General features: G+C 76.1%; 17 protein-coding genes. 11 read left to right on the top strand and 6 right to left on the bottom strand.

Annotated elements, in window-relative coordinates:
- Nucleotides 1-51: 51 nt before the first annotated feature.
- The 4 genes from ACR9E3_RS14950 to ACR9E3_RS14935 all read right to left on the bottom strand — a co-directional run bounded on the left by ACR9E3_RS14950 (nucleotide 52) and on the right by ACR9E3_RS14935 (nucleotide 5,972).
- Entirely contained in the window at nucleotides 52-2,784 is a 2,733-nt protein-coding gene (locus ACR9E3_RS14950) for an AAA family ATPase (protein ID WP_460381083.1), read from the bottom strand.
- Between the two features lie 33 nt (nucleotides 2,785-2,817).
- Nucleotides 2,818-3,696 (bottom strand): DNA-formamidopyrimidine glycosylase family protein, encoded by an 879-nt coding sequence (locus ACR9E3_RS14945; protein WP_460381081.1) that lies wholly within the window; start codon nucleotides 3,694-3,696, stop codon nucleotides 2,818-2,820.
- A 25-nt stretch (nucleotides 3,697-3,721) separates the two neighbouring features.
- Complete coding sequence (locus tag ACR9E3_RS14940; protein ID WP_460381080.1) at nucleotides 3,722-4,039, bottom strand: hypothetical protein; 318 nt, start codon at nucleotides 4,037-4,039, stop codon at nucleotides 3,722-3,724.
- Nucleotides 4,040-4,127: 88 nt separating this feature from the next.
- Nucleotides 4,128-5,972 (bottom strand): MFS transporter, encoded by a 1,845-nt coding sequence (locus ACR9E3_RS14935; protein ID WP_460381079.1) that lies wholly within the window; start codon nucleotides 5,970-5,972, stop codon nucleotides 4,128-4,130.
- Nucleotides 5,973-6,239: 267 nt separating this feature from the next.
- Here ACR9E3_RS14935 and ACR9E3_RS14930 point away from each other — a divergent pair, with 267 nt between their 5' ends.
- The 4 genes from ACR9E3_RS14930 to ACR9E3_RS14915 all read left to right on the top strand — a co-directional run bounded on the left by ACR9E3_RS14930 (nucleotide 6,240) and on the right by ACR9E3_RS14915 (nucleotide 10,157).
- Complete coding sequence (locus ACR9E3_RS14930; protein WP_460381078.1) at nucleotides 6,240-7,721, top strand: M28 family metallopeptidase; 1,482 nt, start codon at nucleotides 6,240-6,242, stop codon at nucleotides 7,719-7,721.
- 107 nt (nucleotides 7,722-7,828) lie between these two features.
- A complete protein-coding gene (locus ACR9E3_RS14925) occupies nucleotides 7,829-8,650 on the top strand; it encodes an IclR family transcriptional regulator (protein WP_460381077.1) in 822 nt (273 codons plus the stop codon).
- Nucleotides 8,651-8,763: 113 nt separating this feature from the next.
- Nucleotides 8,764-9,903: an inorganic phosphate transporter gene (locus ACR9E3_RS14920; RefSeq protein ID WP_460381076.1), complete on the top strand. Its 1,140-nt coding sequence runs from the start codon at nucleotides 8,764-8,766 to the stop codon at nucleotides 9,901-9,903.
- An 11-nt stretch (nucleotides 9,904-9,914) separates the two neighbouring features.
- The gene (locus ACR9E3_RS14915; RefSeq protein WP_460381075.1) at nucleotides 9,915-10,157 is read left to right on the top strand and encodes a hypothetical protein; all 243 of its coding nucleotides are present in this window, start codon (nucleotides 9,915-9,917) and stop codon (nucleotides 10,155-10,157) included.
- Between the two features lie 122 nt (nucleotides 10,158-10,279).
- On the opposite strand, the gene ACR9E3_RS14910 is transcribed toward ACR9E3_RS14915, so the two are convergent.
- Nucleotides 10,280-11,242 (bottom strand): hypothetical protein, encoded by a 963-nt coding sequence (locus tag ACR9E3_RS14910; protein WP_460381074.1) that lies wholly within the window; start codon nucleotides 11,240-11,242, stop codon nucleotides 10,280-10,282.
- A gap of 241 nt (nucleotides 11,243-11,483) precedes the next feature.
- Here ACR9E3_RS14910 and ACR9E3_RS14905 point away from each other — a divergent pair, with 241 nt between their 5' ends.
- The gene (locus ACR9E3_RS14905; protein ID WP_460381073.1) at nucleotides 11,484-12,233 is read left to right on the top strand and encodes a hypothetical protein; all 750 of its coding nucleotides are present in this window, start codon (nucleotides 11,484-11,486) and stop codon (nucleotides 12,231-12,233) included.
- On the opposite strand, the gene ACR9E3_RS14900 is transcribed toward ACR9E3_RS14905, so the two are convergent.
- Nucleotides 12,222-17,006, bottom strand: coding sequence for an ATP-dependent helicase (locus ACR9E3_RS14900; protein WP_460381072.1), 4,785 nt, complete (start codon nucleotides 17,004-17,006; stop codon nucleotides 12,222-12,224). The two genes, ACR9E3_RS14905 and ACR9E3_RS14900, sit on opposite strands and share 12 nt — an antisense overlap.
- 72 nt (nucleotides 17,007-17,078) lie before the next feature.
- Here ACR9E3_RS14900 and ACR9E3_RS14895 point away from each other — a divergent pair, with 72 nt between their 5' ends.
- From ACR9E3_RS14895 to ACR9E3_RS14870, 6 genes are all read left to right on the top strand, one after another.
- Nucleotides 17,079-18,317, top strand: coding sequence for a patatin-like phospholipase family protein (locus tag ACR9E3_RS14895; RefSeq protein WP_460381071.1), 1,239 nt, complete (start codon nucleotides 17,079-17,081; stop codon nucleotides 18,315-18,317).
- A complete protein-coding gene (locus ACR9E3_RS14890; RefSeq protein ID WP_460381070.1) occupies nucleotides 18,314-18,994 on the top strand; it encodes a GAP family protein in 681 nt (226 codons plus the stop codon). The genes ACR9E3_RS14895 and ACR9E3_RS14890 overlap by 4 nt, the downstream gene beginning before the upstream one ends.
- 109 nt (nucleotides 18,995-19,103) lie before the next feature.
- Nucleotides 19,104-20,570 (top strand): glycosyltransferase family 39 protein, encoded by a 1,467-nt coding sequence (locus ACR9E3_RS14885; RefSeq protein ID WP_460381069.1) that lies wholly within the window; start codon nucleotides 19,104-19,106, stop codon nucleotides 20,568-20,570.
- Between the two features lie 250 nt (nucleotides 20,571-20,820).
- The gene (locus ACR9E3_RS14880; protein WP_460381068.1) at nucleotides 20,821-21,015 is read left to right on the top strand and encodes a DUF3046 domain-containing protein; all 195 of its coding nucleotides are present in this window, start codon (nucleotides 20,821-20,823) and stop codon (nucleotides 21,013-21,015) included.
- A gap of 254 nt (nucleotides 21,016-21,269) precedes the next feature.
- Nucleotides 21,270-22,310: a recombinase RecA gene (gene recA / locus ACR9E3_RS14875; protein WP_460381067.1), complete on the top strand. Its 1,041-nt coding sequence runs from the start codon at nucleotides 21,270-21,272 to the stop codon at nucleotides 22,308-22,310.
- A gap of 4 nt (nucleotides 22,311-22,314) precedes the next feature.
- Nucleotides 22,315-22,977 (top strand): regulatory protein RecX, encoded by a 663-nt coding sequence (locus ACR9E3_RS14870; protein ID WP_460381066.1) that lies wholly within the window; start codon nucleotides 22,315-22,317, stop codon nucleotides 22,975-22,977.
- The last annotated feature ends 36 nt before the right edge of the window (nucleotides 22,978-23,013 follow it).

The raw sequence follows: 23,013 nt of genomic DNA, 5'->3' as shown, positions 1-23,013 counted from the left end.
CGCCGGGAAGGACCTCCGTGGTGCCACGGGGATCGCGGTACGCAGGGCCGGCTACAGGGCCTCGGCCGCCCACGCCGCGAGCTGCGTGCGGTTGTGCAGGCCCAGCTTCGCCAGCGCGTTGCGGACGTGGCTCTCGACGGTGCGCTCGCTGACCACGAGGCGGGCGGCGACCTCCCGGTTGGCCAGCCCGGTGACGACGAGGGCGACGGTCTCGCGCTCGCGGGCGGTCAGGGACGCCGCGCCCGGCCCGAGGCCCGTGAGCTCGGCGAGCAGCGCCGACGCCCCGTCGCGCGTCGGGCGCAGCCCCAGGCGGCGGGCCACCGTCCGGGACTCGTCGAGGACCTTCCGGGCGCGGTCCCGGTCGGCCGCGCCGCCCCGCGCCGCGAGCGCCAGGCCCAGCTCCAGGCCCGACCGCGCGAGACCCGGCATCGCGCCCAGGCGCCGGTCGGAGGTCACGGCCTGGTCGGCCAGCCGGACGGCCTCGTCGTGCTCGTCGAGCCCGCGGGCGGCCGCGGCGGCGAAGCGCGCGATGGGGCCGGGGCAGCCGGTGCTGCTGTCGGTGCGCAGCGCCGTGTGCGGGAGCAGCTGGGTGAAGGTCGCCCGCACGACCTCGGTGTCGGCGAACGCGACGGCCAGCTCGCTCCCGCAGCACAGGACGGGCCGCCACCGGTTCCCGGGCGGCACGGCGAACAGGTGCGGGCGCAGCTCGTCGTAGAGCGTGCGGGCGAGCTCGGCGTCGCCGCGGGCGAGGAACGCGACGCCCGCGGTGGCCCAGAACACCGGGAGGCGGCGGGTGCGCGCGATGGCGTCCTCGTCGGGCCGCCACGTCGCGAGGGTGCCGAGGTCGCGGTGGAGCAGGCTCAGGAACGCCTGGTACATCGACTCCGCCGTCGGGTCCTGGCTGCGGCGGCCCAGCTCGCGGAACCGGTCGGCCAGGGCGAAGGCCTCGTCGTACCGCCCGACGAGGTGGGCGCGGGCGGCGCGCGCCCGCAGCTCGTGCCACCGGGCGAGGGTGCCGCCGAGCTGGTCGGCCACCTCGGCGAGGGCCTCGATCCCGGCGTCGACCACGTCGGGCGCGCCCAGCTCGAAGGCGTCCTCGATCCGCCACACGTGGCCCCAGACCAGGGCCTCCGGGCGGCGCGCCGTGGTGCCGAGGGCGATGGTCCGCCGTCCGACGGCGAGCCGCTCGGCGATGTGGGCCGGCCCGCCGCACAGCTCGTAGCGCGCGTGCAGGGCGTGCAGGACCGCGTCGGCACCGTCGGGCCCGTCGGCGTGCCGGTCGGCCATCGCGAGCGCCCGGGCGGAGACGGCCGCCGCCTCCTCGGACCACCCGCGGACGCCCGCGACCATCGCCTGCTGCGCCAGCACGCGCGCCCGCCGGGCCGAGTCCTCGCCGACGAGCAGCGCGTCGGCGCGCGCCACGAGCCCCTCGACCCGCCCCGCGACCAGGTCCGGGCCGACCCCGCGCACGACCACCGCCGCGGCGGCCGCGAGGTCGGCGCGGTCCGCGTCCTCGGCCACCTCGAGGACCGCGGCCGCCGCGGCGAGGGCGTCCGCGGTGCGGTCGGCGCGCACGAGGGCCCGGGCCAGCGCCAGCCGCGTCTCCGCGGCGTCCACGGGGTCGTCGGTGACCTCCAGCGCGCGCCGGCACCAGTCCGCGGCCTCGTCGGGCGCCCGCCGGGCGGTCGCGTCCTCCGCCGCGGCACGGCACGCCGCGGCGGCCGCGGCCCGCGCGCGCGGCGCGTCGGCGGCGGCGAGCCGGTGCCCCGCGACCTCGCCCGCTCGGGCCTGCGGCAGGGCGTCGGCGAGCCGGCGGTGCTCGTCCCGCCGCCGTGCCGGCGCGAGCCCGTCGCGGCAGGCGGCGCGCACCAGCGCGTGCGACCAGCGCACCCGCCCGGCGTCCTGCGGATCGCCGATCAGCAGGTGTGCCGCGAGCGCCTCGGCGAGCGCGGCGGACCCGTGCGCGCCGAGGAGGTCGAGCTCGACGTCCTCGCCGGCGACGGCGGCGGTGGCCAGCAGGTCCTGCGCGGCGGGGGAGAGCCCGGCGACGCGGCGACGCACCAGGGGCGCGACCGCCTCCGCGTGCACCTCGGGCGCGCGCAGCAGCTCGCGCAGGTGCAGCGGGTGCCCCGCGCTCACCCGCAGCAGGGTGTCGACGGCGGTGTCGTCGGGCTCGCCGCCGTCCCGGCGTCGCAGCAGCTCGCGGACGGGGTCGCGCCCGAGCCGCCCCGGGCGCAGCACGATCGGGACGGCCGCGTCGAGGCCCTCGGGCGCCGGCTCCCGTGACGTCGCCACGAGCAGCAGGGCCGGGCCGCGCGTCGCCACGACCTCGCCGACCAGGTGGTGCAGCAGCGCCAGGGACGCCGGGTCGGCGGCGTGGACGTCCTCGAGGGCCACCACGAGCCCGTCGCCCGCGGCGGCCGCGAGGGCGTCGGCGGCGTCGGCCATCGCGCGGAAGCGGGCGCGGGCGTCGCTGGCCTCCGGGCCGTCCCCGGCGCCGTCGAGCACGCCGGGGTCGAGGCCCCGCTGCCGCGCCGCGCGACTGCCCAGCAGGCGCAGCCACGGCCAGAACGCGGGGGCGCCGAGGTCCGCGCCGGTCCGGCCGAGGAGCACGGACACGCCCCGCCTCTCCGCCGTGTCGAGCAGCCCGGTGAGCAGGGTCGACTTGCCGATCCCGGCCTCGCCCACCATGAGCACCGCGGTGCCGCGTCCCACGCACGCGTCGTCCAGCGCCGAGACGAGCACGGCCGTCTCGTGCTCGCGGCCGGGTGGGGCGGTGTCCACGACAGGAAGTGTGGCGCGGTCCGGCCCCCGCCCCTAGTAGCGCGCCTGCCGCCCCGACTGCTGCTGGGGGCGCCGGCCGCGGCGGCGGTCGAGCGGCGGGTGGGGACCGGGCTGGCAGGTGGGGCAGAAGTAGGCGATCCGGTCCTCGCGGTCCGGGCTCCCGTCGTCCTGCCCCGCGGTGCGCACGACGTCGCGGCAGCGCCGGCACCCGCGCCCGCCCCGCTCGAACACCCAGTGCTGGGCGTTCCCGCCGAGGTCGCCCGTGGTCGACTGCTCCGGGCGCCAGGCGTTGCGCGACAGCAGCGTGTGGGACCGGTCGACGACGTCGCGGACCTGGGCGTCGGTGAGGGCGCCGACCGTCGTCCAGGGCGAGACGCCCACGAGGAAGCACACCTCGGCCTTGTAGAGGTTGCCGACGCCGCAGGCGACCCGCTGGTCGAGCAGGGCGGCGCCGAGCTCGCGGTCGGGGTCGGCGCGCAGGCGCCGCTCGACCTCCGCCGCCGCCTCCGGACCCCAGTCGTCGCCGAGGAGATCGGGGCCGAGGTGCCCGACCCAGGTGTCCTCGCGCTCGGTGGGCAGCAGGTCGAGGTCGTGCAGCCGGTAGCCGACGGCGACGCGGTCGGGCACCTCGAGGATGGCGCGGATCTGGTGGTCGCCGCCGCCCCGCCAGGGCCGGCCGGGCCGGTAGAGGTGCCACGTGCCGTCCATGCGGAAGTGGCTGTGCAGACTGGTGCCGTCGTCGAAGCGCGTGAACAGGTGCTTGCCGACGCTGACGACCTCGAGCACGGTGCGCCCCGCGAGGTCGTGCTGCACGAGGCGGGGATGCCGCAGTTCGCCGCGCGTCAGCTCCTGGCCGGCCAGCGCGTCGTGCAGGCGCCGGCCGGCGAGGAAAACGGTGTCACCCTCGGGCACCGCGCCATGGTCCCACTGGCGCGGGTCAGTCGTCCGGGTTCCGGGGCCGGCCGGTACCGGCCTCCTGGAGCTCGTCGCGCGGGTCGCCGACGAGCCCGCTCGGCACGAGCGCGCCCGCGAGGCGCTCCCGCAGCGTGGCGAGGTCGTGGGTGTGGGGGTCGCGCGGATCGGTCGTCGCGCGGTCGACGCCCTGGAGCACGTCGACCAGCTGCTCGACGAGGGCCCGCGCCTCGGTGCCGAGCAGCCCGAGGTCCTCGCGGTCGAGCGGCCGCGTCACCGTCCCGGCCCGCAGTGCCGCGATCGCCTGCCGGACCGCCACGACCGGGGTGTCGTCGCTGGACAAGGTTCCCTCCGGGCCACGCATCGTTGCGTCTGGTCGAGAGGAGGGGTGCCACGCGTGGGGTGGGCCACAAACGCGTCCCGCGCGACGATCAGGAGTGCGAGGTGCACCTCGGCGCCCGCGACGGGGTGGACGACGCGCCCGTGATCTCCGGGATCGCGGTGCGCCGGTGGACCCGGGCCGGCAACAGGACCAGAGGGCTGGCGAGCGTGTCCTGGCCCGGTGCGACGTGCACGGCGGCGGGTGCCGCCCCGGGCAGCGCGGCGATGAGCAGCACGGGACGGTGCGGGCCCGGGTCGGCGGTGAAGGCGCCGTGCTCGTCGACCGGGGCGACGGCGAGCTGGCGGCCGTCGTTGCCGACCAGCGTGACCCGGGCGCCGGTGGCCGGCCCGCCGTCGCCGTGCAGCACCCGGCCGCGCAGCAGCGCCGGGTGGGCGACGGTCACGGCGTCGGTGGCGGTCTCGGGGGCGGTCTCGGGGGCGGTCTCGGTGCGCCCGAACTCCTCGACCTCCTCGGTCGGCTCCGGCAGCGAGGGCACGGCGAAGCTGACGAGCAGGGCGAGCACGGCGCACCCCGCCGCGATGAGCAGGGTCGTGCGGATGGCGCCGAGCGAGGGGACGAGGGTGTCGCCGACGGCCACGGTCGAGGCCGAGAGCACGACGGCCGCGACCGCGGAGGCCGCCGAGGTGCCGATCGAGCGCATGAGGGTGTTCAGCCCGTTGGCGGCGGCGGTGCGGGTGGTGGGCACCGCGCGCATGATCAGCGCGGGGAGCGACCCGTAGGACAGCGCGACGCCGGCGCCGATCACGGCGATGACCAGCGACACCTGCCACGCCGCGCCGACCAGGACGATCCCGGCGAGGTAGGCCACGGCGATGACGACCAGCCCGATCCACAACGACGTCCGGGGGCCCGCGGCGGCCGAGATCCGGGCGGTGACCGGCGACATCGCCATCATCACCAGCCCCATCGGGGCGAGCGTGACGCCGGCCGCGAGCAGGCTCATCCCGAGGCCGTGGCCCGACGCGACCGGCGCGGTGAGCAGCTGCGGGAAGACGACCATGCCCGTGAACATGGCGACGCCGACCGGGATCGAGATCAGGTTGGGCAGGAGCACCGCGCGGCGGGCGTTGAGCCGCAGGTCGACGAGCGGGTCGCGCACCCGCAGCTCGTAGAAGCCCCACCCGATCAGGGCGACGACGGCGACCGCGGCGGACGTCAGCGTCGCCGCGCTCGTCCAGCCCCACTCCGCGCCCTTCGACACGGCGAGCAGCAGGCCGATGAGGCCGATCGAGAGCACCACGGCGCCGCCGGCGTCGAAGCGCCCGCCGGTGCGCGTCGTCGACTCGGGGATGACGAGCGCGACGAGCACGACGCCGACGAGCCCGAGGCCGCCCGCGACCCAGAACAGGGCGTGCCAGTCGGCGAGCTGCACGATGATCGCGGCGAGGGGGAGGCCGAGCCCGCCGCCGATGCCCAGCGTGGCGCTCATCAGCGCGATCCCGGAGCCGAGGCGTGCGGGGGGCAGCGTGTCGCGCATGAGGCTGATCCCCAGCGGGACGGCGCTGACCGCCACCCCCTGCAGGGAGCGCCCGACGAGGACGGGCACGAGGTCGGCGGTGACCGCGCAGAGCACCGACCCGACGACGAGCAGCGCGAGCGTCGCGAGCAGGACCCGGCGCTTGCCGACCATGTCGCCGAGGCGTCCGGCGATCGGGGTGGCGACGGCGCCCGCGAGCAGCGTCGAGGTGATCACCCAGGACGCCGTGGCCGCCGAGGTGTCCAGCAGCCGGGGCAGCTGGGAGACCAGCGGCACGACGAGCGTCAGGCACAGCGACGCGACGAGGCCCACCGACGAGAGGACGGTGACGACCAGGGCGGGCCGAGGTGCCGCGGACGCGGGGGACGACGGCACCGACGCGACGGCCTGCGGCACGCGTCCTCCTCGCAGACGTGATCGTTGGCTGTGCCAACCAACAGTAGCCCGCGGCGCCCGGTCCGGGGACGTGGTCCTGGTCGCTCCCGACCGCTCGTCCCACTCGTCGTCACCGGGAGTTCACGGCCGTGCACCCCGCGTCGGAGGCGCTCGACCGGACGGCCCCGGGCGTTGGTCTCGGCTCTCCCGTCGCCGGGGACGTCCCGTCCGTGCGGTCCGGGCGGTTGGGGGCACGGCGTCCGGACCCGTGCTCTACGGTGCGTGAGCATGATCACGCCCCGTCGCGGAGCCACGGTGCTCGTGCTGAGCGCCCTCCTCGCCCTCGCGGCCTGCGGCGGGGGCGGGGGTGGTGCCGGCGGCGCCGCGGGTCCGGGCCCGGAACCGGGCCTGCCCCGGCGGCTGGCCGAGCAGGCCACCGCCGACGGGGCCTTCGCGCACCTCCAGGAGCTGCAGCGCATCGCCGACGCGCACGGCGGCAACCGCGCCTCGGGCACGCCCGGCTTCGACGCGAGCGTGGACTACGTCGCGGGCCGGCTGCGCGAGGCCGGCTACCGCGTGGACACGCCGAGCTTCCCGTTCGACACCTTCGCCGTGGACGCCCAGACGCTGGCGGTGGCGGGTGCGCCCGGCCCGGCGGTCACCGCCCTGTCGTACTCCCCGGCGACGCCGCCCGGGGGAGTCACGGCGCCGCTGGTGGCGGCCCCGGACGCGCCCGCCGACCCGACGCCGGGCTGTGAGGCCTCCGACTACGCCAATCTGCCGGCCCGGGGCGCCGTCGTCCTCGTGCGCCGCGGGTCGTGCACCTTCACGCAGAAGCAGCAGGTCGCGGCCGAGGTCGGCGCGGCGGCCGTGCTGGTCGGCAACAACGCGCCCGGCCCCCTGGGCGGGACGCTCGGCTCGGTCGCCGAGGGCCGACTGCCGACCGGTGGGCTCCTGCAGCCCGACTTCGACGGGCTGCTCCCGCGGGTGGGCACGCCGGTCACCCTCGTGCTCGCGACGCGGTCGGCCACGCAGACGACGCGCAACGTGATCGCCCAGACGACGACGGGGCGTCCCGACGAGGTCGTCATGAGCGGGGCCCACCTGGACTCGGTGCCCGAGGGGCCCGGGATCAACGACAACGGGTCCGGGTCGTCGGCGCAGCTCGAGCTCGCGCTGCGCCTCGGCGGGGCGCCGGCGGTGACCAACGCGGTGCGGTTCGCCTGGTGGGGCGCGGAGGAGGAGGGCCTGCTCGGCTCGACCAACTACGTGCAGAGCCAGACCCCCGAGGCCCGTCGCGACATCGCGGTGCTCCTCAACTCGGACATGCTCGCCTCGCCGAACCCGGGCTACCTCGTCTACGACGGCGACGACTCCGACCGCGAGGGCGCCCCGCCCGGCCCGGCCGGCTCGGACGCCATCGAGCGCACCCTGACCCAGGCCCTGGGCGCGACGGGCGTGCAGCCGCGCGGCACCGACTTCGACGGACGGTCCGACTACGGGCCCTTCATCGCGGCGGGCATCCCGTCCGGCGGGCTGTTCACCGGTGCCGAGGAGGTCAAGACGCCGGAGGACGCGGCGCTCTGGGGCGGCCAGGCCGGGGCCCCGTACGACCGCTGCTACCACCAGGCCTGCGACAACCTCGCCAACATTGACCGCGTCGCCCTCGACCGGATGCTCGACACCCTCGCCGTCGGCATCGGCACCTACGCCGTCGATCTCGGCGGGCCGAACGGCGTCCCGACCCGGGAGCAGCGACAGACGCGCTGAGACCGCGTAGGGTTGCGCACTCCGCAACCGCACCTCCGGTGGCGTCCCGACACCGATGGACCCCCACCCCCCGGACGGCCCTGCCGGCTCGGAGAGGATGGTCCCCGATGGCCCGTACCGACGGCGACGACGCGCGTACCGGCGGCTCCGGCCGTGACCGGTCGGAGCCGTCGCTCGTCCGCTCGGTCGACCGCGCGGTGACGGCCCTCGAGGTGGTCGCGGCGCGCGGCGAGGTCGGCATCACCGAGCTCGCCGAGGAGCTCGGCGTCCACAAGTCGACGGCCTCCCGGCTCGTGGCCGCGCTGGCGCGGCGCGGGATGCTCGAGCAGCTCGGCGACCGGGGCCGGGTCGCGCTCGGCTTCGGTGTCGTGCGGCTCGCGGCGTCGGCCACGGGCCGAATGGACATCGCCCGCCTCGGCCAGCCGACGTGCCAGCAGCTCGCCGAGGTCGTGGGGGAGACCGTCAACCTCGCGATCCACGACGGCGAAGCCGCGATCAACGTCGCCCAGGAGTTCGGGAGCGCGTCGGTCACGACGCAGAACTGGGTCGGCCGCCGGACGCCGCTGCACGCGACCTCGGCGGGCAAGGTCCTGCTCGCGTACATGAGCGACGCCGAGCGCCGGACGTTCCTGCGCCGGCGCCTGCCCCGCTTCACCGACGCGACGATCACCGAGGCCGCGGACCTGCGCACCGAGCTCGCCCGCGTCGTCGACGAGGGCCACGCGCGGTCGTTCGAGGAGCTCGAGGTCGGGCTGCACGCCGTCGCCGTGCCGGTGTGGGGTGCCGGCGGGGACGTCGTCGCCGCCCTCAGCGCGGCCGGGCCGGCCTACCGTCTGCCGCGCCGCCGGGCCCGGGCGATCGTTCCCGACCTCCGGTCCGCCGCCGAGGACCTCTCCACCCGTCTCGGATGGCTCGGCACCTCCACCTGACCGCCCCTCAAGAGCGCGTGTGCTCCGGGTAAAGAATGCTTGACCGCGCATTTCCCCGGCGTTCGTGAGGGTCACCTACGGTCGCGCCGTCCCACCCGGAAGGGGAATGTGCGGTGGACCTCTCCCTGATCGTCATCGTCGTGATCGTCACGGCGTTGGCCTTCGACTTCACCAACGGCTTCCACGACACGGCCAACGCCATGGCCACCTCCATCGCCACCGGGGCACTGAAGCCCAAGGTGGCCGTCCTCATCGCCGGCGTCCTGAACGTCGTCGGTGCGTTCCTGTCCGTGGAGGTCGCGAAGACGATCTCCAGCGGCCTCGTCGACGAGGCGAGGATCTCGCCCGTCGTGATCTTCGCGGGCCTGGTCGGCGCGATCCTCTGGAACCTCCTGACCTGGCTGCTCGGCATGCCGTCGAGCTCGTCGCACGCCCTGTTCGGCGGGCTGATCGGCGCGACGCTCGTCGCCGCGGGCGCCGGCGCCGTGAACTTCGGTGCGGTCCTGTCGAAGGTCGTGCTGCCCGCCGTGATCTCGCCGGTCCTCGCCGGGGTGATCGCGCTCGTCGCGACCTACCTCGCCTACCGCACCACCTCCCGCGCCGACGACGGCACCGTCAAGCGGGGATTCCGCATCGGCCAGATCGGCTCGGCGTCGATGGTGGCGCTCGCGCACGGCACGAGCGACGCCCAGAAGACGATGGGCGTCATCACCCTGACGCTGATCACCGCGGGTGTCCTCGCCCCGAACTCCGGCCCGCCCTTCTGGGTGATCCTCGGCTCGGGCCTGGCGATCGGCCTGGGCACCTACCTCGGCGGCTGGCGGATCATCCGCACGCTGGGCAAGCGGGTCAGCGAGATCGAGACGCCGCAGGGCTTCGCCGCCGAGGCCAGCACCACCGCGGTCATCCTGACCTCGTCGCACCTCGGTTTCGCGCTGTCGACCACCCAGGTGGCCACCGGCTCGATCTTCGGGGCCGGCGCGGGGCGCCGTCTGGCCGCCGTGCGCTGGAGCGTCGCGGGCCAGATGGCGATCGCCTGGATCCTCACGCTGCCGTCCGCCGCCATCGTCGGGGCCGTCGCGGCCTGGGCGGCCTCGACCGGCGTCGTCGGCACCGTGATCGTCGCGCTCGTCGCGATCGCCGTCGCCGCGGGCATCTACGCCGCCTCGCGTCGCCGTCCGGTCACCGCCGACAACGTCAACGACGTCGCTGACGACGCCGCCATCCGCCACGAGCCGGCCGTCCCGGCCTGAGAGGACCCGACATGACGATCGACTGGGCCTCGCTGGGTCTCGTCTCCGTGGTCTCGATCGCCGCCGGGGTGGTCGTCGTCGCGCTGTTCTCGCTCGGGCTGGTCGGGCTCTCCGCCCGCGCGCCCGAACGCGTCGGCGGCCCCGACGACGGCGCCCCCACCCTGAGCCCGGCCGCGGGCACGGCGGTCGCGGTGGTGTGCTTCGCCGCCGTCGTCGCGATCGTGCTCTACGGGCTGTACGTCATCGCCTTCTGAGCGCCCCGAGATGCAGCGAACGGGCTGTTCGCTGCTTCTATGCGCACGAAGTCCCCGTTGATCACCGCCCGCCGACCGCCTTCCGGTCGGCGGGCGGTGTCGTGCGCGCCACCGGGAGGCCGTCAGGCGAGCTGGTCGAGGTCGGGATGGTCCTTGACCCACCACAGGAACTGGCGGGCGTGGTCGAGGTCGACGAACCGGTTGCCGATCAGCTCGACGAGCAGGTCGTTGCTCCAGTACGCGAGCCGCCCGATGGTCTGCGACGTCGAGTCCGGCGCCGGGAGCTCGACGCCGAACACCCGCCGCGCGATCTCCCGCTTGCCGCCGGACGGGCTGGTGTAGACGAGGATCGGCAGGAAGCGCTCGGGCTCCGCGATGCACAGAACCCGGGTCAGCATCGACTCCCGGAACCCGGCCATCGCCGGCGGCTCGTCGGACGTGATCAGCTCCGTGAGCCGGTCCTCCGGCGCGGGCGGGTCCTCGCCGCGCAGCAGGTGCTCGATGACCCCGCGGAACGCGTCGGCCGCGTCCTGGCTGCCGAGCGCGCGCCACTCGTCGTTGAACCGGCTCATGTTGCCCGGCCGGGCGACGACCTTGCTGTTCGCGAAGTCCTTGAGCGCGTTCGGGGTCGTGTAGGGCAGCGCGTCGGCCTCGAACGCCTGCCGGTAGACGTCGCGGTAGCGCCCGGCCTCCTCGTCGGGGTGGGGGAAGTCGGCGAGGAACTCCCGCCGCAGCTCGTCGATCAGCTTCCACCGCGCCGGCGGGAGCTCCGGCGTGACCGGGAACCGGCGGCGCGCGGTCTCGACGTCCTCGGGCCCCCGGCGTTCGCGAGCCGGGCGGGCCGGGGACGCCGGGCGGCTCGTCGAGCGGGTGGGGGAGCGCGGCGCGGTGGAGCGGGAGGTCGTGCTCCGGGTCGTCGTGCTGCGCGACCGCGTGGTCTGGCTGACCGCGCGCGGCGACACCGGCTTGGCGCCCAGGACCCACTCGTGGCCGCAGCTCGTGCAGCGCATCATGTTGCGGCCGTCGTCGGCCATCCCGAGGTACTCCGCGGCGGACTGCTCACACGTGGGGCACGCCAGCGCCATTGCTCTCCCTCGTCGTCGGCTGCTCGGACCGGGCGGTGCGGGGCGGTTGCCGCCCAGCCTGCCGTGCGCGCCGTACGCCCGCTCCTCGAGGTCCCCTGTGGACGGAACCACACCGCGCCGGGCGCGTTCGGGCCCCGTGCGGAGCAGCGCGCCGGACCGTCCGGTCGAGGCCCGGATCGCCGTGTCCACCGATGGTCCCGAACCGCACCCGTCGCGGGCGCGACCACCGCACCGTGGCGTCATGACCTCGCGCCACGCACTCCGCATCCCCGCCGGTGACCGGGACCTGACGGTCCGGGTCGTCGGCACCGTCGCCTGCCTCGCGCTGCACCCCCGGAGCGGCGAGCCCGGCGATCACGACGGGCCCGACGGGACCGACGAGCCCGGCGATCAGGACGGGACCGATGAACCCTCGGAGCCGGTGACCGTCGCCGTACCGGCGCGCGTGCTCGTCGCCGCGCTGCGGGCCGCCTGGGCCGACGAGCACGACTCGTGCACCTTCGAGCCCTGGCGCGACCGGGACCGCTCCGGCTACGGCGACGGCGGTGACGCCGGTGGCGACGGCGGACCGTTCGGCCGGTACCGCTGGTACGGATCGGGCGACCTCGGCGGGCGTCGCTGTGAGCGATGGGGCGACCGGCCCGACGACCCGGTCGGCGACCTCGGCGACGGCGATCCCGACGGGTTCCGGGATCCGACGGTCGTGCCGTTCCCGAACCGGTTCCGGTCTGCGGTGCCACCCCGCAACGGGCTGCCCTGGGAGCCCGAGGAGGAGCTGCGCATCCGGACGGCGTGGCTCGCCGCCGCACCCGACGCCGACCGTCGCGCCCTCCTCGCCGAGATCGCGGGCTCCGTCGAGCGCAAGGTCAGCGGGGTGGTCCTGCGTCTCCGCCAGGTCGGCTGCGACCCCGCGCAACCGGGGGGTCTCCTCGCGCGGCCGTGGGACACGCCGGCCGGTGACGCGCCGACCGGCACCTCGTCAGGCCCGTAGCCGCAGGCCCTTCGGGCTGTGGCGGAAGCCCGCGTCGGTGAGGACCTCGGCGAGCACGCCGTCGAGCGAGCCGGAGCCGTCGGCCTTCTCGACCGCGATGCTGCCGAGCCAGCCCTCGCGCACCGCGGTGGCCAGCGCGGTCGCGGCGGCGGCGAGGGTGTCGTGCTCGGTGGTGAAGCTCAGCAGCGTCTTGCCGCCGCGCTCGACGTAGATCGCGGGCTCGCCGTCGGTGAGCACCACGAGCGCGCCGGCCTTGCGTCCCGGCCGGTGCGAGCTGGTGCCGTCCTGGCTGCCGACGGTCGCGGGCCACTCGAGCGCCGCGCCCCAGGGCTGGGCGGGATCGGTCGCCGCGAGGACGAGCGCCTGGGCCGCCCCGCCACCGTCCTCGACCCGGGACTCCGCCCGCAGGCGGTCGATCGCGCCGGGCACCGCGAACTGGGCGGCGCCGAGCCCCTCGATCACGTAGCCGCGGCGGGCGCGCCCGGACTCCTCCATGGCCCGGAGCACCGGGTAGATGCCGGCGAACCCGCCGGTGGTGCGCTCGGTGTCGAGGGCGCCGCGGGTGAGGACGCCGTGGCGCTCCAGGAACGCCTCGGTGCGGGCCTGGGCGCGCCGGGTCGGCTCGCCCTCACGCTCGGGGACCCCCGACCAGCGGCCCGCGGCGGTGGGCGGGCCGGTGCGCGAGGGCATCGGTGCGCGCCCGAGGCGGGCGTAGCGACCACGTGCCGGCGCCCGGCGTTGCCGGTGCGCCCCGCCCCGTGACCCGCCCGAGCCCCGGGACCCGCCGCCGGAGACGAGGGCCCGCACCGGGGCGAGCGTGTCGTTGGTGGCGAGCCCCGCCCACACCAGGTCCCACAGCGCGGCGACCATCGTGGCGTCGTCGGGCATCGCGGTCTCGGACTCGCCGGCCTCGCGCAGCGCCGCCTGCGTCCGTTCGGTCAGCTGGCGGAAGAACAGCGCGCCGCCGGCCTCCAGGGTCGTGAGCAGCGCCCGGTGCAGCGGGGTGTCGGCGAGGTCGGTCTCGGGGTCGGGCAGCAGGAGGTCGGCGAGGTCGGTGGGCGCGACCGCGAGCCACCCGTCGCCGCCGGCGAGCGTGCCGCAGCCGGTCCATGTGACCTCGCCCGCGCTGGTCAGCTCGTCGAGCAGCGCGGTCGAGTACCCGGGAAGGCGGGCCGGCAGCACCAGGCTCTCCAGGGCGCTCGCCGGGATCGGCGCGCCGGCCAGCTGCTCGACGACCCCCAGCACGTCGTCCGGGCCCGGCGCGCGGCGGACCCGCCCGCCGATGCCGTGCCACGAGGGGAGGAACCGTCCGAGCGCCGCCGGCTCGACCGGCTCGACCTCGGCCCGCAGGCGGGCGAGCGAGCCCCGCCGCAGCCGGCGCAGCACCTCGGCGTCGCACACGTCCGGACCGGTGGCGGCGAGGTCGGCGGGCGCCCCGGGGACCGGCGGCGACCCCTCCGGACGCAGCTCGCCCCGCACGAGCCGCCCCGAGGAGACCAGGCGGTCGACCACACCGCCGACCACCGCGACCCCGAGCCCGAAGCGGTGCGCCGCGGCGGCGACCGGGAACGGCCCGCGCGTGCGGGCGAAGCGGGCCAGGAGGTCGCCGAGCGGGTCGGCCACCGGCTCGGTGAACGCCTCGGGCACGCCGACCGGCAGGCCGGCACCCAGGGCGTCGCGGAAGCGCCCGGCGTCCTCGATCGCGATCCAGCGCTCCTGCCCCGACACCCGCACCCGGATCGCGCGGCGGGCCGCCTCCAGCTCGGTGAGCCACTCCTCGCGGACCCCGCGGGCCTCGGCCTCGGCGGTGGTGAGGTCGCCGACGAACCGCAGCAGGTCGGCGGCGCCCTCCGCGTCGCGGACGTGGCGTTCCGGGTCGGTGCGCTGCAGCTGGCCCTCGATCTCGGCGAGCACCTCGGCGTCGAGCAGCTCGCGGATCGCCTCGGACCCGAGCAGCTCGGCGAGCAGCGTGGAGTCCAGCGAGAGGGCGGCGGCGCGCCGCTCGGCCAGCGGGGCGTCCAGCTCGTAGAGGAACATCCCCACGTAGCCGAACATCAGCGTGCGGGCGAACGGCGAGGCGCTGGCGGTGGCGACGTCGACCACCTGCACCCCGCGGGAGCGCACGTCGCGCATCAGCTCGGCGAGCCCGGGCACGTCGTAGACGTCCTGCAGGACCTCCCGCATCGTCTCGAGCACCACCGGGAACTGCTCGAAGCGGCTCGCGACCGAGAGCAGCTGCGCCGCGCGCTGGCGCTGCTGCCACAGGGGCGTGCGCCGGGTGGGGTCGCGGCGCGGCAGCAGCAGCGAGCGGGCCGCGCACTCGCGGAACCGCGCGGCGAACAGCGCGGAGTTGCTGACCTCGGCGGTGACCACCTGCTCGACCTCGTCCGGATCGAGCAGCACGTCCTCGGCCGAGGGCAGGATCTCCTCGCCGGCGTCGTCGAGCGCGTCGGGCAGGCGCAGGACGATGCCGTCGTCCGCGCTCGCGGCCGACACCTCCAGCCCGCGCTGCTCCCGGAACCGGGCCGCGATGGCCAAGGCCCACGGCGCGTTGACCTGGGCGCCGAAGGGGGAGTGGACGACGAGGCGCCAGTCGCCGAGCTCGTCGCGGAAACGCTCGACGACGATGGTGCGGTCGCTGGGGACGTGGCGCGTGGACTCCTTCTGCTCGCGCAGGTAGGCGAGCAGGTTGGTGGTGGCCCACGCGTCGAGCCCGGCGGCCTGCGCCCGCGCGGTCGCCGCCTCGTCGTCGGCGGCGGCCACCTCGCGCACGAAGGCCCCGAGCGCCCGGCCGAGCTCCAGCGGGCGGCCGGGGGCGTCGCCCTTCCAGAACGGCATCCGGGCCGGCACCCCGGGCGCGGGCTCCGCGACGACGCGGTCGCGCGTGATGTCCAGGACCCGCCAGCTGGTGGAGCCGAGCAGGAAGGTGTCGCCGACCCTCGACTCGTAGACCATCTCCTCGTCCAGCTCGCCGACGCGTGACCCGCCGGTGCCGCCCTCGCCCGCCCCCGGCGTCACCACGGTGTAGAGGCCGCGGTCGGGGATCGTGCCGCCGCTGGTGACGGCCAGGCGCTGGGCGCCGGGGCGGCCCGAGAGCTGGTCGGTGACGCGGTCCCAGGTGATGCGCGGGCGGAGCTCGCCGAAGTCGTCGCTGGGGTAGCGCCCGGCGAGCATGTCGAGCACCGCGGCCAGCCCGGAGTCGGGCAGACCGGCGAAGGGCGCGGCCCGGCGGGCGAGCGCCGCGAGGTCCTCGACCGTCCACGGCTCCATCGCCGTCATGGCCACGACGTGCTGGGCGAGGACGTCGAGCGGGTTGCGCGGGTAGCGCATCGCCTCGATGGCGCCGCCCGCCATGCGCTCGGCGACGACGGCGCACGACACGAGGTCGCCCCGGTACTTCGGGAACACCACGCCCTCGGACACGGCGCCCACCTGGTGGCCCGCGCGGCCGACGCGCTGCAGCCCGCTGGCCACCGACGGCGGCGCCTCGACCTGCACGACGAGGTCGACCGCGCCCATGTCGATGCCCAGCTCGAGGCTCGAGGTGGCCACGACGCAGGGCAGCTGGCCGGACTTCAGCGCCTCCTCGACCTGGGTGCGCTGGGTGCGGCTCATCGACCCGTGGTGGGCCCGCGCGACGATCACCTCGGCGGCCTCGGCCGTACCGGACTGGCCGACGGCCTCCGCCGGGAACCTCCCGATCATCGGCGCGAGCTCCTCGGCCTCGTCGTCGGTGCCGGTGCCGGTGTCGGTGTCGCCGGGCTCGGCGTCGTCCAGCTCCACCGGCTCCCGCTCCGCCGCCGCGGCGTGGGCCCGTTCCGTGGCGAGCTCGTTGATGCGCGCGGTGAGCCGTTCGGCGAGACGGCGGGAGTTGGCGAACACGATGGTCGAGCGGTGCGCCTCGACGAGCTCGAGCACCCGCTCCTGCACGGCGGGCCAGATCGAGGCGCGCTGCGCCGCGCCGGCCGCGGAGCCCTCGACCTCCTCCTCGACGCCCGGCCCGGAGCTGTTGTCGCCCTGGCCGTCGAGCGCCGCCATGTCCTCGACGGGCACCTCGACGCGGACCTGCACCGTCTTCGCCGACTCGGGCGCGACGACGCGCACCGGGCGGCCGCCGCCGAGGAACGCCGACACCTCGTCGATCGGCCGCACGGTCGCCGAGAGGCCGATGCGCTGAGCCGGCGCGTCGAGCAGGGCATCGAGACGTTCGAGGCTCAGCGCGAGGTGCGCCCCGCGCTTGGAGGCGAGCACGGCGTGGACCTCGTCAACGATCACCGTGTCGATGCCGCGCAGCGACTCGCGCGCCGCGGACGTCAGCAGGAGGAACAGCGACTCCGGCGTCGTGACGAGGATGTCGGGCGGCGTGCGGGCGAAGCTGCGGCGCTCGTCGGCGGGGGTGTCGCCGGTGCGCGACCCCACCGTGACGTCCGGGCGCGGCAGCCCCAGACGCTGCGCCGCCTGCCCGAGCCCGGCCAGCGGTGAGCGCAGGTTGCGCTGCACGTCGATCGTCAGCGCCTTCATCGGCGAGACGTAGAGGACCCGGCAGCGGCGGGTGGGCTCCTCGGGCGGCGGCGACGTCGCCAACCGGTCGAGCGCCCAGAGGAACGCGGCGAGCGTCTTGCCCGAACCGGTCGGGGCGACGACCAGCGCGTGCTGCCCGTCGGCGACCGCCTCCCAGGCGCCCTCCTGCGCGGGCGTGGCCCCGGCGAACGCGCCGGTGAACCAGTCGCGCGTCGCGGGGGAGAAGCGGTCCATGACGTCCACGGGTCCCATGGTGCCCCCGACCCCCGACAGCGAACCGCCGAGCGCTTCCCGGTGGTCGGGAGGGATCACTAGCGTGGCCGGATGCGGATAGCGCTCGCCTTCCAGGGCGGCGGCAGCCACACGGCGTTCACCGCGGGCGTGATGGCCCGGTGGGTCGAGCGTGGCGCCTTCGACGGGCACGACGTGGTGGCCGTCAGCGGCACCTCGGGCGGCGCGATCAACGCGCTGCTGACGTGGTCGGTGCTGCGCGGCGGCGGCGTCGAGGGGATCCCGGCGGCCCTGGAGGCGTTCTGGGAGGACAACGCCGCGCGCGGTCCGGTCGAGCGCGTCGGCAACGCCGCGCTCGTGGGGGCGGGGCTCGCGCAGAGCCTCGGCCTCCTGCCCCCGCTGAACCCCTACCTGGTGCCGCCGCCGTTCGACGGCCGCGAGGAGTTCCACCGGCTGCTGCGCCGGCACGTGGACTTCGACGCGCTGACCGTCGACGCCGCCGGCGAGCACCCGCGGCTCGTGCTCGGCGCGGTCGACGTCCGCAGCGGGGCCTTCCGCGCGTTCGACAGCCGCCGCGACCGCATCACCGCGGACACCGTGCTGGCCTCGGCGGCGATCCCCACCCTCTTCCGCTCGGTCCACACCGACGGCGGCGCCTACTGGGACGGGCTGTTCTCCCAGAACCCGCCGGTCGCGCCGCTGCTCGACGACGACCCCGACGAGCTGTGGGTCGTCCAGATCAACCCGACCCGGCGGGACACCGAGCCGCGGACCACCCTCGAGATCGCCGACCGCCGCAACGAGCTCGCCGGCAACCTCTCGCTCTACCAGGAGCTCGCGGCCGTCGAGCGGATCGACCAGCTCCTGGCGGCCGGCACGCTGAGCCCGGCCGGCGGGTACCGGCAGGTCGCCGTCCGGGTCCTCGAGCTCGCCCGGTCACCGGTCACCGGCCTGCTCGGCGCCGCGTCCAAGCTGAACCGCGACGTGGCGTTCCTGCGGGATCTGCGCCGGCGCGGCCGCGCGCGGGCCGACGTCTTCCTCGCCGCCCTGCGCTTCGAGGAGGCGTGGGACGCCGGCGACGTCGCCCTCCTCCGAGCCCTGCTCGTCGACGCCGCCGTCGGGGCCGACCCGCCGTTCGACGGGTCGGCCGACCTCCCCGCGGCGCTGGTGGACGACGTCGCCCGCGACGTCACCCGCAAGGAGCTGGTCGGCGAGGACGTCGCGTGGCGCGTCCGGGCCGGCGACGGGACCGCCGGGCTCCTCACGGCGTCGTACGCGGGGGAGCAGATCGTCCGGCTGCACCTGGGCCCGGCCGACGAGGACGCGACGTGAGCCCGGAGGCCCTGGCGCTGGGGCTGCTCAGCGCCGTGCGGGGCGTCCAGCTCGCGATCGTCTACATCCTGCTGCTCTCCGAGCGCCCGCGTCCGCTGCTCGTCGCCTACCTCGTCGCCGGGATCGCAGTGACCCTCGGCGTGGGCATCGTCGTCGTCACCTGGCTGCACACCGGGGCGCCCTCGACCGAGGCGACCACGGGCCGCCTCGTCGTCGACCTCGTGCTCGGGGTCGTCGCCATGGTGTGGTCCGCGTTGCGCCTGGCCGGCCGGGAGCCGCGCCGGCGGCGCCCGGAGCGTCCCCGCAAGCGCAGCACGGTCCTGCCCGAGGCCCTCGACCGCCGCCTGCGTCCGCCGACGACCCGCGTGGTGGCCGCGGCCGGGGTCGTCACCAACCTGCCGGGGCTCTACTACCTGGCCGCGCTCGTGGCGATCCTGCAGACCCATCCGAGCGCGGTGGACGGGATCGTGCAGGTCGCGGTCTACACCGTGCTCCGCTTCGCCGTGCCGCTCGCGGCCCTGGCGCTCGTCGTGCTGCGCCCGGACCGCACCCTGGAGACCGTGCAGGGGGCGCACGCGTGGGGCCGGCGCAATTCCAAGACGCTCATCGCGGTGGCGGTGGGTCTGGTCGGGATCTACCTGACCGGCAAGGGCCTGGTCGGGCTGCTGGGCTGGTGACCCCGGCCGGGTCGTCCGACGGAGGTCGATCCGCGTCCCTCCTTTCGGCCACGGGGAGCAGCCGTCGCGCCGTGGCCGGCGCCCGGTGCCCCTGGCGACGATCACCACCATGACCGTCACGGCACACGTCCCGACCGCCACCGCACCGTCGCGCCCCGTGCGGCCGCCGTTCGCGCGGTGGCCCGTGGGCGCCGTCGCCGCCGGCGTCGCCGCGGCCCACCTCGCGGTCGCGTGGATCCCGGGCTGGTGGTTCGACGAGGCGCTCATGCTCGCCATCGGTCGCCACCACCTGGCGTTCGGGTCGGTCGACCAGCCGCCGGTGGCCCCGCTGATCGCGGCCGCGATGGACGCGATCGCGCCCGGGAACGTGCTCGTGCTGCGCCTCCCGGCGATCCTGGCGACGGTCGCGGCCGTCCTGCTCGCCGCGCTGATCGCCCGCGAGCTCGGCGGCGACACGCGCGCCCAGACGCTGACCGCGCTCGCCCAGGGCACCGGCGTCTGGGCCACGATCGGCGGCCACTGGGTCACCCCGTACACCCTCGAACCGGTCACCTGGCTCGCGCTGGGCTGGCTGCTGGTGCGCTGGTGGCGCGTGCGCGACGACCGGTTGCTGCTCGCGGTCGGCGCCGTGGTCGGGGTCGGTGCCGAGGTGAAGTTCCAGATCCTCCTGCTCGCGGCCGTGCTGGTGCCGGCGGTCGCCGTGCTGGGGCCGCGCCGGCTCCTGACCCGGCCCCTGCTCTGGGCGGGCGCCGGCGTCGCGGCCGTGCTCGCCGCGCCCACCCTGGTCTGGCAGGCCGTCAACGGGTGGCCGCAGCTGCGGATGGGCCCGGTCGTCGCCTCCGAGGCGGCCTCTCTCTACGGCGGGCGCCCCGGGATCGTGCTCGGGATGCTCGCCGCGGCCGGCGTGCTGGGTCTGCCGCTCGCGCTGTACGGGGTGTGGCGCCTCGCGCGCGACCCGGAGCTGCGCGACCTGCGCCACCTCGCGCTCACGGCCGTCGTCCTCTACCTCCTCGTCGCGGTCACCCTCGGCCGCCCGTACTACCTCGCGGGCCTCTACGGGCTGCTCGCGGCGGCGGGCGCGGTCGGGCTGCAGCGGCGCCGGGAGGCCGGGCACCGGCGGCTGCGGTGGGCCGCCTGGCCCGCGGCCGCGGCGAGCGCCGCCGTCGCGATCGCGGTGCTGCCGACGTCGGTCGCGATGGCGGCACCGACCGTCGGCGAGCCGCTCGCCGCCGCGACGGTCCGCGCCTACGACGCCCTGCCGCCCGGGCAGCGCGCGCACACGGCCGTCACGGCGGAGTCCTACATCTACGCGGCCTACCTCGACGTCCACGCCCCCGAGGGCGCCCTGCCCCCGGCGGTGAGCAGCAACCGCAGCTACGGCTGGTTCCCGCCGCCGTCCGACGACGCCGACACCGTGCTCTACGTGGGGTCGACGGCCGACGAGCTGCGGCCCTGGTTCGCCGACGTGCGCCCGGTGGGGGAGCCGGTCGGCGACGCACGGCTCTGGCTGGCGACGGGCCGGCTCGTGCCCTGGGACCAGCTGTGGCCGAGCCTGCGGCACCTCGAGGTGCAGTGAGGACCGTGCAGCAGCTCAGCGACCGCGGTTCTGGAACCACCAGCGCAGCAGCACCACCAGCGCGCCGACCATGCACGCCAGGGCGACGATCGACCCCAGCGTGCCCCCGAGCGCCCCGTCCACGCCGTCCAGGTTAGCGGTCTCGCGGTTACTGGCTGGTGTTGCTCGCCAGCCGAGCGATACCAGCCAGTAACCGCAACCGGCGGGGCGTCGCGGGCCGGACATCGGGTGCGTGCCTAGGGTGGGACGCGTGCGGCTGACTCACTTCCGGCAGCTGATGGACGACGAGTTCGGGGCCGTGCGGGCCGGGTCGATCTCCCGCGACCACGTGTTCGGCGCGCTCGGCGGGCGCACGGTGGCGCAGGCGCTCGAGGACGGTGACGAGCCGCGCGACGTGTGGCGGGTGGTGTGCGCCGAGTTCGAGGTGCCCGCCGAGCGGCGGTGACGTCGCGTCCGGCACCACCGCCCGGCGCACCGGCCCCGACGCCCGACACGCCCGGACCACCACGGGCTCCCGGATCGAACACCTGTTCGTCTACTCTGCTCCGTACGGCCTCTGCGCGGCGTCAGCGTCGCCGGCGTCCGTCCACAACCGTTCCGTCCGTCCCCAGGGCGACCGGCTCCGGCACCACGCTGTCGGACCCTCCGCCTACCGTCGGCGTCTGAGAGTCGACCCCTGACCCCGAAGGTGACATCCCCATGGCACAGGCACCGGATCGCGACAAGGCGCTCGAGCTCGCCCTCGCCCAGATCGACAAGCAGTTCGGCAAGGGCTCGGTCATGCGGCTCGGCGACGAGGGCCGGGCGCCGGTCAACATCATCCCCACCGGCTCGATCGCCCTCGACGTGGCGCTCGGGGTCGGCGGCCTGCCCCGCGGACGCGTGGTCGAGATCTACGGCCCGGAGTCCTCGGGCAAGACGACCGTGACGCTGCACGCCGTCGCCAACGCCCAGGCCCAGGGTGGCATCGCGGCCTTCATCGACGCGGAGCACGCGCTCGACCCGGAGTACGCCAAGGCGCTCGGTGTCGACACCGACGCGCTGCTGGTCTCGCAGCCCGACACGGGTGAGCAGGCCCTCGAGATCATGGACATGCTGATCCGCTCGAACGCCCTGGACGTCATCGTGGTCGACTCGGTGGCGGCGCTCGTGCCGCGCGCCGAGATCGAGGGCGACATGGGCGACAGCCACGTCGGCCTGCAGGCGCGGCTCATGAGCCAGGCGCTGCGCAAGATCACCGGTGCGCTGCACGCGTCGGGCACCACGGCGATCTTCATCAACCAGCTGCGCGAGAAGGTCGGCGTGATGTTCGGCTCGCCGGAGACCACCACGGGCGGCAAGGCGCTGAAGTTCTACGCCTCGGTCCGGCTCGACATCCGCCGCATCGAGACGCTCAAGGACGGCGCCGACGCGGTCGGCAACCGCACGCGGGTCAAGGTCGTGAAGAACAAGGTGGCCCCGCCGTTCAAGCAGGCCGAGTTCGACATGCTCTACGGCCACGGCATCTCCAAGGAGGGCTCGCTGATCGACATGGGTGTCGAGCAGGCGATCGTCCGCAAGTCGGGGGCCTGGTACACCTACGAGGGCGACCAGCTGGGCCAGGGCAAGGAGAACGCCCGCAAGTTCCTCAAGGACAACCCCGACGTCGCGCTCGAGATCGAGAAGCGGATCAAGGAGAAGCTCGGCATCGGCGCCAAGCTCGATGCCGAGGAGACCGCGCCCGCCCCGGTCGACTTCTGAGCCGGTGGGGCTCCGCGAGAGGTCCGGACGGCGCCGGGCGTCGCCACGACGCCCGGCGCCGGAGCCTCCCGACCCGGACGGCACCGGCAGCACCCACGCCACCGGTGACGACCCGCCCGCCGACCCGGAGTCGGTCGCCCGCACGATCTGCCTGAACCTGCTCACCACGCGCGCCCGGTCCCGCGCCGAGCTGGCCGACTCCCTGGCGCGCAAGGGCGTCGAGGACGACGTCGCCGGCCGGGTGCTCGACCGTCTCGCCACGGCCAAGCTCGTCGACGACGCCGCGTTCGCCGAGCAGTGGGTGTCGTCGCGCCACCGCCACCAGGGCCTGGGCAAGCGGGCGCTGGCCGGGGAGCTGCACCGCAAGGGCGTCGACCGCGAGACGGCGACGACGGCGGTCGAGGAGATCGGCCGCGACGACGAGCGCGCCCGCGCCCGGGCGCTCGTCGACCGGCGACTGCCCTCCCTCGCCCGCCACGACCACGCGGTGGCCGCGCGCCGCCTCGTCGGGATGCTGGCCCGCAAGGGCTACGACGCCGGGGTCGCGTACGGGGTGGTCCGGGAGGCGCTCGCCGATCGGCCCGCTCCGGAGGGTGAGCACGACGCGCTCGACGACGCGCTCGCCGGCGTGGATCCCGAGCCCGACGAGCCCGGCCACGGGCGCTGATCCGGAGGCCGGCGTCCGAGGGGCGACCGGCCGCCG

Source organism: Actinomycetospora sp. C-140 (assembly GCF_054796175.1).
This window is presented reverse-complemented; position numbering and strand designations above follow the sequence as displayed.